Origin of the sequence: Shewanella inventionis, assembly GCF_014641855.1 — a bacterium.
In the GTDB taxonomy this organism is placed as follows: domain Bacteria; phylum Pseudomonadota; class Gammaproteobacteria; order Enterobacterales; family Shewanellaceae; genus Shewanella; species Shewanella inventionis.
In genome coordinates, this window is sequence record NZ_BMII01000024.1 from 32,092 (window position 1) to 47,305 (window position 15,214).

At 40.1% G+C, this 15,214-nt stretch carries 11 protein-coding genes; all 11 read left to right on the top strand.

The genetic code is table 11. From position 1 onward, the window contains the following. The first annotated feature begins 3 nt into the window (after positions 1–3). Positions 4–405: a hypothetical protein gene (locus tag IEW93_RS14570; protein WP_188740038.1), complete on the top strand. Its 402-nt coding sequence runs from the start codon at positions 4–6 to the stop codon at positions 403–405. A 2-nt stretch (positions 406–407) separates the two neighbouring features. Beyond that, on the top strand, positions 408–1,955 hold the full coding sequence (locus IEW93_RS14575) for a secretin GspD/PilQ domain-containing protein (RefSeq protein ID WP_188740039.1): 1,548 nt from the start codon (positions 408–410) through the stop codon (positions 1,953–1,955). Position 1,956: 1 nt separating this feature from the next. Further along, the gene (locus tag IEW93_RS14580; RefSeq protein WP_188740040.1) at positions 1,957–3,141 is read left to right on the top strand and encodes a hypothetical protein; all 1,185 of its coding nucleotides are present in this window, start codon (positions 1,957–1,959) and stop codon (positions 3,139–3,141) included. A 2-nt stretch (positions 3,142–3,143) separates the two neighbouring features. Continuing rightward, positions 3,144–3,893 (top strand): hypothetical protein, encoded by a 750-nt coding sequence (locus IEW93_RS14585; protein ID WP_188740041.1) that lies wholly within the window; start codon positions 3,144–3,146, stop codon positions 3,891–3,893. A gap of 10 nt (positions 3,894–3,903) precedes the next feature. Beyond that, positions 3,904–5,409 (top strand): GspE/PulE family protein, encoded by a 1,506-nt coding sequence (locus IEW93_RS14590; protein ID WP_188740042.1) that lies wholly within the window; start codon positions 3,904–3,906, stop codon positions 5,407–5,409. A 25-nt stretch (positions 5,410–5,434) separates the two neighbouring features. Further along, complete coding sequence (locus IEW93_RS14595) at positions 5,435–6,535, top strand: type II secretion system F family protein (protein WP_188740043.1); 1,101 nt, start codon at positions 5,435–5,437, stop codon at positions 6,533–6,535. Positions 6,536–6,597: 62 nt separating this feature from the next. Then, a complete protein-coding gene (locus IEW93_RS14600) occupies positions 6,598–7,056 on the top strand; it encodes a type II secretion system protein (protein WP_188740044.1) in 459 nt (152 codons plus the stop codon). A 124-nt stretch (positions 7,057–7,180) separates the two neighbouring features. Then, a complete protein-coding gene (locus tag IEW93_RS14605; RefSeq protein WP_188740045.1) occupies positions 7,181–7,573 on the top strand; it encodes a hypothetical protein in 393 nt (130 codons plus the stop codon). A gap of 119 nt (positions 7,574–7,692) precedes the next feature. After that, positions 7,693–11,733: a beta strand repeat-containing protein gene (locus IEW93_RS14610; RefSeq protein ID WP_188740046.1), complete on the top strand. Its 4,041-nt coding sequence runs from the start codon at positions 7,693–7,695 to the stop codon at positions 11,731–11,733. Between the two features lie 24 nt (positions 11,734–11,757). After that, positions 11,758–14,064 (top strand): beta strand repeat-containing protein, encoded by a 2,307-nt coding sequence (locus tag IEW93_RS14615; protein ID WP_188740047.1) that lies wholly within the window; start codon positions 11,758–11,760, stop codon positions 14,062–14,064. A 117-nt stretch (positions 14,065–14,181) separates the two neighbouring features. Beyond that, complete coding sequence (gene parM / locus IEW93_RS14620) at positions 14,182–15,210, top strand: ParM/StbA family protein (RefSeq protein ID WP_188740048.1); 1,029 nt, start codon at positions 14,182–14,184, stop codon at positions 15,208–15,210. Positions 15,211–15,214: the final 4 nt, after the last annotated feature.

Consider the following 15,214-nt stretch of genomic DNA (forward strand, 5'->3'; position numbering starts at 1 on the left):
AACATGAAATATGTATTAGCAGCAACAATGTGGCTTATTTGCTCAGTTGCAACGGCCAATTCTTTTGTAGAGATAATCGGTGAGAGTGACGATTCATACCTCCAAATTGAACCTGCACCTATTCAGGAGCAAGTTTCTGAAACAATGCCGCAATTCCAACTTAGTCAGGGATTGCTGAAAACGAATGTTGTTCGATTAACTAATGAATTTCTGCCAGGTCATGAAGTCGTGTGGACCCTAGATGACCGCCTTGAGCAATACAGTGATGTGCTTATCGTTGGTGACTCATATGAAGATATTTTAGAGCAAATAGCTCGCCAGTATGTGATTGGCGCATGCATCAGACCTAATAATGTTGTTGAAATGTACGACATAAAAGCCAACCGTTTTTACTGCGAGGATTAATAATGAGTATGTTAAATAAAGTAGCGATGGCTTTGGCTGTATCCATAATCGTAGCGCTTTCTGGCTGTCATTCGAGAGGGTATCAGGAGTCAACCAAAGAAACTGAGGCCCTTGAAATCAAATTGCGTGAACATGACAAAGCAAATGAATATCAATTTGTTAAACATTCAGGAAAGTGGTTTGTCCCACAAATAAGGCAATCACGAAAAAATATGCCAGATTGGTGCTATAGCCCACAACAGATGGGAGTGTTTAAAGATGCACCGATAAAGCTAATTCTTCAAGAGTTAACGAAGAGTATTCCTGTTAACGTTGTCTATGGGAATGATGTTGACTCATCGAAGCGGATCACAGTAGAGCTCAATCGTGATGTGTGTGATGGGTTGGAAAAAGTGAGCTTGGCTTCAGGTTACTCCTATTCTATCAATGATTCAAAAATCACACTAAAAGCATTTGAAGATAAAACGGTTGCTGTTGCATTTGCTCCTGGTGTGAATAAATACTTTTTAGGTAAAGAAAAATCTAATGGTTCTGGCTCTAGTGATCAGAGCTCAAACGCAACAAATACAGTATCAGTAGTTAGTGACACTCTTAACAATGCATCTGGCTTCAAAGGGGTTGAAGCCGAGTTGGACCCATGGACAAATTTGGTATCCGTCCTTGCCCAAATGAAATCGGATAAGGGTTTTATTGGGCCTAACCCTGTTGCTTCAAATATATTGTTGCGCGACACCCCTGAGCATGTAAGTGCTATGGAAAAGTATATTCAAGGCCTAAACCGTGCAGTTAACCGCGTGCTATCAATCGAATTTCAAGTCATTGAAGTCACAACTACGGATGGCGAAGAAAACGGCTTGAACGTACAAAATATTATCAAACAGTTTGATAGTGGTTCAAAGACAGTAACCTTTGGGACAGAACTTGCCAATACCATTTTGACAGAAACGACTTCGCCACTACTTGATATTGCCTTCACGCAACCGGTTGATGGTGATTCGGAGTCGTTGCTAATAAAAGCATTGGCTCAGCATGGGCGTGTCTCAGTATCAAGAAGTCAACGTGTTATTACATTAAACAATCAAGTTGTAAGACTTAAAGAGGTTGTTAATGACACATACCTAGCTCAATCTAAGAAAGATTCGACTGCTAACGTTGGAGCCACCGATGAACTCATTCCTGGCCAAGTTCAAAGTGGTTTAGATATGTATGCATTAGCAAGGGAATATGATGGCTTTATTCAATTGCATCTGTCGGCAAACATTTCGAATTTATTGAGCATCGGTGAAGTAACCTCTGGTGAGAGTAAGATTCAAACACCATCAATAAATGAACGTGAATTTGACACAATGGCATTTATTCCTCCAAATAAATCATTGCTACTAACCGGTCTGACAACATCAAGAAATGAAACTTCATATCAAGGTACTCTTGATGACAAGAGCGGCTTCTGGCCATTAACAGATCTATTTGGCTATACACGCGGTGGCAAAAAAACAAGAACAGAAACCATTATTCTTGTAAACGCTAGCGTTGTGTATAAGGAGTCATAATATGGCCATAGCGAAGCATGTTGTTCGCTATCGTACAAGCGATTACAACGTTAAAGATATTGTCAAATTAAGCGAGCAATGGGGTGAGTTCGTATTCAGAACTCCTCATGGAATTTGCTTCGCTGGTGAACGATATGAAGCTACTCAAGAATATTTGATCAAAAAACACAAAATTAAAAATGGCTATCTGATTATTCAACTCGGTGATCATACGTTTGAAGTAAATAAAGTTGTGGAACATTTCATTGAAGAAACAACGACCATTTCAACTTTGGCTGTTCCATTTGCTATTGCGCTAAATCAAGCTGTTGGCGACATTTCAGGTAACAGCATCGTATTGAGGGTTGATGCTAACACAGAAATCAATCCATCTAACGAGCACTTCATAATAGATAGTGATGGTGATGAAGTACCTGCTAAATACGAATACAGCTTGGCAGTAATTGCTGCCAAACAATCTTTTGGTAACACGAAAGCAATTTTGATTGCCGGTGTTGTAATTGCTGGATTGACCTATGGGTATGCTTACGATTTCTTTTTCGAAAAAGAAGTTGCCCAAGTGAGCGAGCAAAAAATTGACCCATTTGAAGGTTTTTTTGCTGCGATTAACGGTGGCGAGCCGGATGTTCGCCAAACGATGTTAGCAACATACAGAATGATGGAGGTTATAGATACTATCCCGCAGTGGCGAGGAATGAATATTTCTATCAATAAATCTGGTGGGGGAGTTGTCATCGCTGCGGAGTTAACGCCAAGGATTGATGGTGATAACCCACAACGGACAATCCTTGTTAATACAGCTGCAAAATACGGTTACTTAACCGATTTACAGCAACAAAACCCAGTAATATTCCTTTCGCTAAGGAACACTCCAATTTATGACCTTGAAAATGAAACCGCACCTTTTGTTAACATTGACCAGTCATTAGCTTATCTGTCGGACTCAGTTAATTCACTGGTCGAAAATGGAAGCATAACCATACCTGTCGAACAACTAGCCCCGACAGGAGGCGATTACAAACAAAAAAATTTGCAAATCACAATGACCGAAAATTACGCGCAACACCTTGATTATTTGTCAGTGATATTCAGCGGGTGGCCTGTTTATTTACAATCTGGGCGTATTGAAATGATGGATAGAAACAAATATAGAGCCCAATTTAATCTGACAATTTTAGGAGAGTGAAAATGAATTTAAATATTAAGAATTGGGATTCAAAAACAAAGGTTAAAGCGATTGCTTTACTAATTTTTGTAATAGCATCAGGTGCATATTTAATGCCCGAAAGTGAAGTGGAAGCGGAATCTGTTTCATTTGGTGAGCCTATGGAAAGGTCTTTTGAAGCCCAGCCTTCAGGATTTGATTCAATTCCTAATACGGCTGCACAGTCACAAGGAGTGAATCAAAACGCTAGCTCTCCCGCTTCAACGCCAAGACCCGAACCCGTTTCTGTGCCTAAGTTTAATTTCATTGTCGAGTTGGCAAAAGTAATTGATAACGTACAAAACAAGCCTGAAGCAATGCTGGACTATAAGTATGCTTTATCGGAACAAATGCTAGAAAAGAGGGCGAAATTGCAAGAGCTTGTAGCTCGAGAAACCACCGCGAAATTGAAAGAAATGACTAGTAAAAAAGAAATGAATGACTTAACACCTGGGATGTCAGTAGCCTCGAGCCTGCCTACGAGTGACATCAATGAATCCACTGTAAATAAAGCATTGTTTGAATATAACTATCAACCGTCAGATTTTTCGCTCACGAATGTACGTTCTACTATTGATGGCTTGGAAGCAATTATTGAATACCGTGGCGAATTCTACACAGCCAGAAAAGGTCGTGATTTATTAACAATGGTAAAAGTGTTAAACATCACCAGCGATAGAGTTGAGCTTTCTACTCCCAACATTAAGTCATTTAACGTTGTGTTGAAGTTATAAGGTGGAATATATGGAAATTGCTCATGTAGAAGAAGCATTGGATTTTGATAACCTCAGTGTCATTCCTAAATATATAGAAACCTGTGAGTATCAATCAAACAATGGCAAAGCGATAGCAATATGTAGTGACGGCACGCTTTTAGTTGAAGATGGTGCTCAAGACGATAAATTGCTGATTCAACGTTTTATTAAAATTGGCGAACGCGAAGGCTTTTCCAATATTTCAGTGAGAGTGGCTGATCGTGCTGAATTGCTGGTCCTACTGGGTCGAACCCAGAGAGAATCCGATACTCAAATGGACGAAGAGAAAGACAATGATGCCAAGGCTACGCTTGAACGCATTCTTGCTAAAGCAATCAAGATAAGAGCGAGTGATGTTCATATAAGAAAAGCTGGGGCCGACTCATGCGTATATTATCGAGTCGATGGGATGTTGACTAAAAATGAACCATATTCTGAAGCACTGTTAAGCCTCGCCATATCAAGGCTTATTAACAGGGACATTGGCAACATCAAAGAAATGAGTGACGATAACAGCATCGAAAATGGTACTGTTAATGATTACGTCATTAAAGTTGATGGTGAGCCAACGAAAAAAGAGCTCCGCTTATCAAAAATACCAACGACTCTCGGCAGTAAGACAGTTATACGTATTAACGATTCCAATGTTAAATCAAAAAAGCTAGAAGATTTTAAATATGATGAAGATACTTTAAATTTTTTAAAGGCAGAAGTATCACAATCGTATGGTTCAACCATTGTCACCGGCCCCACCGGTTCAGGTAAAACAAACTTGTTAGCGGCAATGACTTCAGCGATAGACCCCTCCAAAGAGCGAAGGACAATTGAAGATCCTGTGGAAATTAAGATCCCAGGAGTTGACCAATCAACAGTAATCGAAGGTTCAAAAAATGCCACCTTCGAAAAACTTTTAAAAGCAATGCTTCGTCAAGACCCCGACACATTGACTCTTGGTGAAATGCGTGATGCAGAAGCTGCGAGGCAATTGTTAGGTTTTGCCAGAACAGGCCATTACACTTTAAGCACCCTTCATGTTAACTGCGCGGCATTAACACCAGAGCGTTTAAACGACATGGGAGTGGATTTTTCAGAGATGAAATCCACACTTTCATCGTGCATTGCTGTGAGACTTGTACCCCTTCTGTGCCCAGACTGCAAACTTGGCGTTGATGAGGCCAACCTGAGCAAAGAAAACCGTGCGAAAATCCTCCGCATTACATCGGACCTTTCTAAGATACGCTTAATAAATCCATTGGGATGCCAAAAGTGCTCTGGACTGGGCGTATATGGTCGTCAGTCAGTGATTGAATACATCAAGATCGAAGAATCAGATTTTGAGTGGATTGAGCGTCGCAATATATATGCATGGATGAGGCATCTAAAAGAGACGAGGAATTGGCGAAGCATGGGTGATAGAGCAAGGGATATAGCTCTTCAGGGCATTATTGACCCGTTACATGCTGAAGGATTTGTTACCGGAATCTTCGATATCTAATCCTGGGAATTTAAGAGGTAACAACATGGGTTCTCCAATCGGTAAATTAAGCGTAAACAACTTAAATAATTATTTAAGAAGGTTTACACATAAATTAAATGTAGTTCTAAATTTTAATCAAGAAAAGCAAATAGAATATTTATTGGAATTAAGCACATGGATGTCTGACGGAGTGAAGCCAATTGATGCATTGCGAGGAATGAATCAAATTTTTCTGCTGTCTGGGAAAGCTGCATCTATTCAGAACAAGGCAACCGAGTCGATGATTGATGCTTTGAGCTCGGGAAAGCCAATGTATGTCGGAATGCAAAGTTATTTTACAAAGTATTTGGTAACTATATTTCGTTCAGCTGAAGAAACCGGGACGATGGGGGAAGCTTTATCCCTTTTATCTGAGGATGATAAGCAAATAAAAGAATTGAAAACAATATATTTTAAACCAGTAATTCCTGCTTTTTTTTATGTTCTGCTAATGCTGGCAAGTTCCATTAATATTACAACAGATGTATTACCATCACTTGCTCGAGGTAAACCATTCGATGAATGGCCATTACCAGCCCAAAATTACACAAACCTTATAAATTCAGTTATTGATTACTGGCCTTTTATTCTAACAGCAATAATCGCTGGTTTGCTTCTGCTGACTAGAATGTTAGCAAACAACACGTCTTCACTCCGTATGGATTTGGACACCATGCCCATACTAAATGCATATCGAACATTTGTTGCAAACCAATATTTAAAAATGTTGTCGGTTTTAATGCTGGCAAACATCAAACCCATGGACGCACTTAAGCTAATGGAAGCAAATGGAACCCCTTATGTTGCCTGGCATGCAAAGGAGGCTCAAAAGAAATTGGATATGGGCGAAATGGAGATTGGCAAGGCAATTGACACCGGGTTAATCGCTGATGAAGTTTTGATTAAAATGCAATATCTAACAAGTGTCAGCTCGCACGAAGGTAAGGTTAAAGGCTTAAGGGTTACAGCTAGTAGGTCCATAGGTTTAGCAATGAAATCCTTGAAGAGAGCCGGTTTAATCACATCACTTGGTTTGTTCTTAATTTTGCTATATCTACTGATGAATGCTGCTATGGCAATCATCACGCTCTCAGTAGCTAAATAATGCTTTACAAGTAGAAAACTTTAAATATACTTATTGTGTACTTAATAAAGGAGGTTGGAAGAATGTTCAAAAGCAAGTTAGGAAAAAAACAATCAGGTTTCACCATCATGGAACTGATTGTAGCGCTAGGAATAATGGGTATTTTGATGGCGATTGCCGCAGAATCATTTAACGATACATCCATGGCAGAAACTCACCGCGTACAAAATGATATAGACCGAATTGCTGCACAAACGGTTAAGTATGCTGCAGGTGGGGTGTTTACTGGCGTGTCGATTACACTACTTTGTACTGACCAATACCTTGATGCAGACATCTGTGGCAGTGGTAATGGTACTGGTGCAAACCCATGGGCAGGTAACTATTCGGTAGCCGCAAGTGGAACAAACCGATTTATAGTCACTGTAACTGCTGTACCAACTAACGTAGGTCCACAGGTTGCAAAATACTATTCTAAAACTGCCCGTTCGTCACAGTATACATCGGGTTCTAAACAACTCGCGTTGGTATTCGGTACCTAATAGTATGAAGGTCCAATCATCCCATAAAACTCAGAGCGGATTCACACTACTGCATGTAGTGTTTATTCTGAGTTTTATGGGTTTTGTGCTTTCAATGAGTGCAAAGTTGACTAATGATTCACATTTGGATAACCAAACTTATATAAGCCAGTTCGCTCTGAGTGAGCTAAAAGCAGCATATAGCGATTACTACGCAGGGCAATGTGGTTCTTTCATCAACGCCCCATCCATTGCAACTTTGAAATCAATGGGCTACCTGCCTACAAGTTTTAACGAAAACATCCCAAATGCCGGTGGCATAACTCTCGGGGCAAGCAAAAATATTGATAATACCCAAATTCTTACAATAAGCCTTACCTACAACACTCCAGCGATAGCTAAATACGTCTGGAATGCCATGAAAGGTGAAGGCTTGATTCTCTCAGATAAAAAAACTTACCAACTATCATTTTTTCCTTACTCTCTTGGGGATCGCGGCGCTAGTTATACCTGGTTTTCTGACGCTAATTGCCAATAACATCCAACAACAGCAAAAAAATCAAATAACAGTAGCCTTGACAGAATCCGGCATCTTGATGTTTTTAGATTAATGATTTACCTTATATATACATGAAAAGTATTATGGTGAATTTATCTATGGCTGCTAACTTTAAGACAACGCTATTTATGCTTGCATTTATGTCATGCGCAAGTTTTGCTCAAGACTCACAAGATATTGCTAACCAAGAAGCTGCCATTGCCGCTCAGAGTTTAAAGCAATATAAGGATGCAGCCATTGCCGTTTATCAAGATACTGGAGTATGGCCGTCGAGTGTGACTAACCTCAATACTAAGATGCCAATTGTTCCAAAGTTCAATGGTAAATATAAATCACCATCGATTATACAGAACTCTAATGGTTCTATTTCTATCGTTGTTCAAGCTGGTAGCGCTGCTGAAGCGAAGCGACTTGCCGACCAAAGTGGTGAGGTTTATACCCTAAACGGGTCAACCGTAAGCATGTTAGTTACGCCACCAACAGGCAGTAACCTAAGAAGTGTTTATAAAACTCAAATAGATTCTACAAATAAAACTACGTTCTCGGTTACTGATGATATTTCAATTAATGGTAACGATGTAATAAATGCCGGAAATGTAAGCGTTAATAACCTGAAATTAAAATGCTTGGAATTAGGCTCGAGTAAAGTATGCGAAAACTCAACAGGCGTTTTGGATGTAACAACTGATCTAGCAAAGTTGACGTCAAATGGGCAAGTTGATCAATCCATTGCCTCAGATGTCGTATCAATCCTCAACAAGCTTAAAGCAAACGAAATAGACCTTGCTGAACTTGTTTCCGCAAACACAGTCGCAACTGACTTGATCGTAACAGCAGCTAATCTCGACAAAGCTCAAATAGATACTATGGATGCAATCGTCGCATCAATGAAAGCAGTTTTAGTAAATGAGCTGTCTGTAACAGGCTCGACAACCTTAGCAGATATTGTGGCCACAAGCGGCACACTAACGTCAATAACGGGCTCTGATATCAATGTCTCCGGCTTGGCAGTAATGAACACATTACAAGGTAACGGTTTACTTGCTGGAAATGCTTTTGTTGATGCTGCTAACGTTCAAAATTTAATAACCAACATTGGCTCTCTTGAAAACCTTAAAACCAATCTTATTCAAACAAATTCTATCCTAGCTGACCATGGGTCATTAACGGACATAAAATCAGTTTCAGCAAACTTCAATGAAATCATAATAAAAGATGGTGACTCAGGCACATTAAATACTCAAACATTCAAAGGGAAAATTGTTGAGTTAGGTGCGGCAGTTATTAAAGCTACTTTAGCCGTAGACCAACTTAATGTGGACAAAGTTGTCTCGGATGAAGCAAATATAAAGTCGTTACAATCTGACTCGGCAACAATTACCACCGTAAAAACTACGAATGCCACAGTAACAGGAAAAACAGAAACAGGCAGTATTGAAGTATCAAGTGATGCCCTTTTTAATGGCGATGTGACTGTTGATAACAAAGTGACAACCACGGATTTATCGATTAGCAATAACTTTACAGTGGCTAACCTACTCACAACGATGCGCCTGGTAGTGAATAATGATGCAATAATTGCCGGATTGTTAACGACCAAAGATTTAGCTGTTAATCAAACAGCAACAATCGGTAAAACTATGACTGTTTCAGCAAATTCAACTGCTTACAATATGAATGTGAACAATGCAATTACCGCGAAAACAGTTAATGTAAGTGGTAATGCTTTGGCTACAGGGCAAGTAACAGCTGGAAGTGTCACAAGCAAATCAGCAAATGTGAGTGGGATTGTCAATGCTGGCGAAGTGAGATCAGATTCAATTACATCTACTACAATGAATTCTTCAAACTGGACATCAGACCGGTTGACGTCTGGCTCTCTGATCTCCCAATATAACGCAGCACTAGCAAAGGCCGTGATCCAAAACATGACGGCACAAACATCAAGCCTCGGTTCTTCAACTGGTGCTAGTTTGACCTTAAGTAAAGATTTAACAGCAAAAAATGGGTCTTTTGAGACATTAAATGTAACCGCAGAAGCATTGATGGGTTCATTTACCGCAGAATCAGGTAAGTTCAACACTAACCTCAACGTGTCTGGGAAAGTAACATCAAAAAATCTCGACGCAACCAACATCAGTGCAGTTTCATCAAATATTACCACTTTAAATACAGCTGGTTTTACCGTTTCAGGTCTAGTGAAGGGTGGCACTGTAAAAACCAGCTCAGGAAATAGCCTAGCTAGCGTTAACAATATCTACATAAACCACGAAGGCAGGATTATTAGTATTGAGCAATTCAAGTCAGAATGTATCAACAATTGGGTTTATGCTTGTGCAGGGACGTTACCGAGATTAACAGATACTAATTGTGTAGGCTGCACTCAAACAAGTTATTCTTCTGGCTCATTTACTGCTACTGCTTCCGCAAAAATACAAGATTGCCCTGCTGGTTGTACCTATACATGGACCACTTCAAGCGGAGTAGGGAAGTCGTCTTGTTCAAATGGTAGCGTTAGTGCGGGTCAAACCAAATCAGTTTCTTGTGCCGTGGTAAGTTCGCCGGATGTTGTTATCGGAAAAACACTTACTTCATCTGTGAAATTAGAGGTTGCACATTCAGGAAAGGGAAGTATCAATACTGGTAACCAATACCCAATAAGCTGGACGTTTGAGGGTGAAACGCCTTCGATCAATACTCCAGCATGTCCACGCTGTACCACAAGTCAGATAGGGTATGGCATATTCAACGCGTCTTACTCAGCTACAATTGCGAATTGTTCTGCAGGTTGTAACTATCAGTGGGTATTTGGTAACGGTGTTGCGGCAGATGTGTGTGCTAGTGGTTCCGTCAATGCTGGCCAATCAAAAGCTGTGTCATGTAATATTATTTCAAACCCTGCAGTTTCTCCTGGCCAAACATTAAATAGCACACTGCAGTTGATTGTAATGAATAGCAAGAACGCATCCTTTACATCATCGCATTCGCAACCGGTAAGGTGGGAGTATGTTAAATCTACACCAACACCAACGATTTCCGTCGCTTCATGTAAATTCAGTAACAATGGAGATTGCTCGCTCCCGGGTTCAGGTTCTTTCGGGTACTTGGATGTCATAGTTACTTATAGTATTGGTAACTGTGATCCATCATGTTCTTTAGTCACTACATTGGGTTCAGGACTTACAGCTACCGATTGCTCTCCATCTACAGTGTTTGGCAATACGACAGCGACGTGCCGATTTAGGAATTCAAGCGCACTTGCACAAGGCGAGACTTTAAACACAAGTATTACCAAAGCCAAAGTAACTAATAATGATGATTCAACTAAAACAGCAGAAATCACATCGATACCATTAAGCCTTCAAAATGGTACGGCTCCAGTTTCAGCGCCATCAGTTTCCCTAAGTTGCTCAGGGTGTAGTGACCAAACAGAAGGCAAAAGCAGTTTCAGTGCCGTGGCTAACTCCACTATCACAACCTGTGCGGGTGGTTGTACATACTCATGGGTTTTAGGTAGTGGATTAACAAAAACGGCTTGTACCAATGGTTCGGTTAATTCAAACGGCACATCATATCCATCATGCACATTTAAGAATACTTCAGCATTAGCTAGTGGCGCTAAGTTGAATAGCAGTGTGTCTTTGACCGCAACCAACATAGGTGACACAAGTAAGAAAACAACCAAAACCATTAGCGTTATTTGGGAAAATGTAAAGGCCGTAGCTGCTCAGTTTATGAACTCGTTTATTATATCAGATTCAAATGTGATAGCGGAACAAGTTGGCTCATTCAAGATATCTGCTGACGGCACTTATCAAGCTTGTGATGATTCGTGCCGTAGCGGCAACTGGATTTGGGATGCGTCAGCAAGTGAATACGAATATTTGATGTCTCCTTATTACGACGATTATATGGTTGGAGCGACTAGAGGTGGCCATGGGTCCATCCAGATCACAGGAACGACTAATACTTGGGGAACAAGCGATATATTGTTCAGGGTAGCGACTAAAGCTAGTACAAATTATGGCTCGATTGTAAGAGGCGCTGCGACAGTTGATGTTTCCTTTAGGAAAAAGGGCACAACTACAATTTTAAAAACGGTGACGATTCAGATACATGTTAGCTCTGAGAATACCTAACAAACAACAAGGCAGGAAAAGTCTATGAAAACATCAAGAACCCTATATTTAAGTTCCGCGTTGTGTTTGCTTGCTGCTGCACAGGTTTCCGCAGATCCACTTAACCCTTCAGGGATAGAGGTTACTAAAGCGCCATCATCATCAGATATTGCAAATGAGCGTATAGATAAAGCAAAGGCAATGTTTGAAGAAGTTGAGGCTGCTGCACTAAATGATTATGTAAATTCAGGTACATGGTCTTCAAGCCTGAATGTAATGGCTTCTCAAGGTAAGTATTTAGGCAAAATAACTGGCCCATACGGCAAAAATTTTGAATTTGTACCTCAATCTGATGGTACTACCCAAATAAAACTACAAGTAGATACAGCAGCACAGGCCAAACAAATTGCCAATTTAATTGGTAATGGAGTTGCCTCTGGGACAACAGTAATCAAAACGGTAGGTACACCAGCTGAAGGTGCGTTGCGCAATAGTTTGCTCGCTGATTACGTCGATATCGATTCAACCAGCAAACTAAAATATCAAGTGGATGTAGACCTCAATGGCAATGACCTTAATAATGTAAATTTACTCTCAACAAACTCATTAAATATAGGGTCAGGTGGGGTAGATTTAGGGACTACCTCAATAAAAGAAACATCATCAGGTCAGTTGGCTTTTAACGCTAATACAACGCGATTCTCCAAAAATCTCGATGTTGCAGGCACGTTAAGTGCCAACGATTTAACAGTATCTAATAAAATTACTGCTAATACCGGTGAAATCACTACATTGAATGCAACTACAGCAAACATAAACAATTTAATCGGCACAAACGCAACTGTTACCAATGCAGATATAGACGACTTGATTGCCAATACAGCAAAATTTCAATCAGCAGCGGCTCAAACGTTACAGGTGAGTGGCTTAACGACTTTAGCAAACTTGGTTGCAAACAAAGCAACATTTAATGGGTTGGTAAAATCAGGAAGTTTGCAATTGTCTGGTTCTGCAGTCGTAAATACACTAGAGGCGCAAGGTGTCACGGTTGAAAATGCTACGATAACTAAAGCTGAAGTGATTAATTTGGTATCTGCACTAGCCAATATTACAACCGTATATTCAGACTTAGTTGACACACGTCAAGTCATTTCTAATTATGGTCAAATTAACGATCTGTATGGTGTAACAGCAGACATCAACAGTCTTGTGTCAAATATTGTAACAGCCCAAACATTTGATGTTACAACCTTAAAAGCCTTGAACTCAGAGCTTCAAACAGCTACAGCAAACACTTTATCAGTTTTAGGCAGCGCCAATATAAAAAGCCTTACAGCAGAAACAGGTGTTATCAAAGTGCTAGCATCAGATCTCGCAACGATAAAAGACCTAAAAAGTACGACGTTAACAAATACTGGGAAGCTTACAACAGGGACGCTTCAAGTTAATTCGGACGCGAACATCAAGGGTAATATGACCGTCGCAAAAAAATTAACGAGCAAAGATTTGAGTGTAACGAACTCTGCGACAATTTCAGGCACTACAACGACAAATACTTTAAGAGTAAATAGTAATGCTGATATTGTTGGAACAACAACAACAGGCAACTTAAGCGTGACCAACAATGCAACGGCAGGCACGCTCAACGCGACAACAATTAACACTACTGATGCGAACGTCACGAATAACCTTAATACAAAAAACCTAACAGCATCAGGCTCAATGGGCATTGCAGGTTCATTGACATCGAATTCATTAGCGACAGGCAATGCAACAATAAACGGTAAGTTGGTTACTCAACAACTTGAAGCGCAAGTAGGCGAAATTGCAACGCTAAACACTACTAATGCAAATGTCAGCAACAATATGACTACGCGTGATTTGGTTGTAACTTCGCTTGCAACATTAAACGCAGCAAATATAAGTAATCTAGTATCAACCATTTCAAGCATTGGGACTGCATCTGGCTCTACCTTGGCGTTAACAGGGGATATTTCTGCTAAAAATGCTTCCCTAAACTCTTTAGATGTTTCGGGTAAAGGTTCCTTTGGCTCTATCGTTGCCCGAGGTGATAGTTCAGTAACCGGGAATTTTACTGTGGGCAGTAATTTAACTGCTTCATCAGCAAATATTACAGGCACCCTCACGGCTTCGAATGCCAATTTAGGCACAACCACCGCCAATACTGTGACAGCGACTGGTGTTATCCAGGGAAGTGATGTGCAAAATAATTCAGGGGTATCCCTTAATGCATTAAAAACAGGGTATGACGCACATGGAAACAGAATTGTAACGATGGAAAAATGGATCGCAGACTGTAAATCAAAAGCGGTAGCAGAATGTAATCGTTAGACTAAAGTAACTTTAAACCCACTTAGTAAAGTGGGTTTTTTTATGTCTAAGGGTTATTGAAGAATATACCTATCTAAGTTAGAATGTACTAAACAGGTACTTAATAAGTGGGTTTATATGAGCAACGTTAAAACAATTGGATGCGACAATGGGCATTTTGGGATCAAAATCTATGCAGGTTTAGGTAAAAAGCACTCCATAAGCTCCCGGTGTCGCATAGGTGGTTCATCACAGACAGAATTTGGCTCTAACGGTCCTGACAGTTCGGAAATAGTGTTCAGTACCGATGGAGAGCTTTATACAACAGGTTCGTTGCAATCGGAAGTTACAACATTTGCAGATTACCCATTAAGTCCTATAAACCGAGTGCTTGTTCATTCTTGTTTGCATCAAGCGGCGTTTACTAAAGGCCCTGAGTACAAGCAACTTGACTTGGTGTTGGGTTTGCCTTATGCCCAATATTACAGCAAAAAACATCCATCAGGCCGCAACGAAGACTTGATTTCTGGAATGGAAAAAAATCTTTTGGTTCCTGTGCAAAATATAGCGACAACAGAAGATCAATTTACCATAAACAACTGTATGACAGTGCCTGAAGGTATGGCGGCATGGTTTTCATACATTGTTAAAGAAGAAGTAACAAATGGAAGAGTGGTGCCTGTGTTTAACGAAGTTAGAGGGCAAGAAACAACAGTCTTTATTGATATTGGTGGTGGAACAACTGAAGTTGTCACTGTTGCAGAAAAGAAAATTCAAAAAGATTACAGCGGCACCATATCACAAGGTTCACACCGTATAACAGAAGATCTACGCCGCTACATTTATGAGTTAACTGACGTATCGAGCATATCTGAACGCAAGATGCACCAGGCGTTATTGAGCAAAAAAATAAATGTGAATGGTGAGGTAATCGATTTAACCCAAGCAATAAAAAGTGCTCAAAGTAAGTTGATACATAAAATCAACGGTTTTACGGATAGCCTACTTCGAGATGTAAAAGGTGATATCGATAATAAAGTTTTAGTTGGCGGTACATCCATTGACTTAAAAGACGAGTTAATGAATTGGCAGGGTGTGTCGTTAAGTGATGATCCACTATTTGAAAATGCAAAAGGCATGTATTTATTTAAAAAATATCTAGCTTAGAGTG

Bases quoted from the DNA above. Each gene is read 5' to 3' on its own strand.
- IEW93_RS14570 (WP_188740038.1), top strand. From the start codon at position 4: ATGAAATATGTATTAGCAGCAACAATGTGGCTTATTTGCTCAGTTGCA.
- IEW93_RS14575 (WP_188740039.1), top strand. From the start codon at position 408: ATGAGTATGTTAAATAAAGTAGCGATGGCTTTGGCTGTATCCATAATC.
- IEW93_RS14580 (WP_188740040.1), top strand. From the start codon at position 1,957: ATGGCCATAGCGAAGCATGTTGTTCGCTATCGTACAAGCGATTACAAC.
- IEW93_RS14585 (WP_188740041.1), top strand. From the start codon at position 3,144: ATGAATTTAAATATTAAGAATTGGGATTCAAAAACAAAGGTTAAAGCG.
- IEW93_RS14590 (WP_188740042.1), top strand. From the start codon at position 3,904: ATGGAAATTGCTCATGTAGAAGAAGCATTGGATTTTGATAACCTCAGT.
- IEW93_RS14595 (WP_188740043.1), top strand. From the start codon at position 5,435: ATGGGTTCTCCAATCGGTAAATTAAGCGTAAACAACTTAAATAATTAT.
- IEW93_RS14600 (WP_188740044.1), top strand. From the start codon at position 6,598: ATGTTCAAAAGCAAGTTAGGAAAAAAACAATCAGGTTTCACCATCATG.
- IEW93_RS14610 (WP_188740046.1), top strand. From the start codon at position 7,693: ATGGCTGCTAACTTTAAGACAACGCTATTTATGCTTGCATTTATGTCA.
- IEW93_RS14615 (WP_188740047.1), top strand. From the start codon at position 11,758: ATGAAAACATCAAGAACCCTATATTTAAGTTCCGCGTTGTGTTTGCTT.
- parM (WP_188740048.1), top strand. From the start codon at position 14,182: ATGAGCAACGTTAAAACAATTGGATGCGACAATGGGCATTTTGGGATC.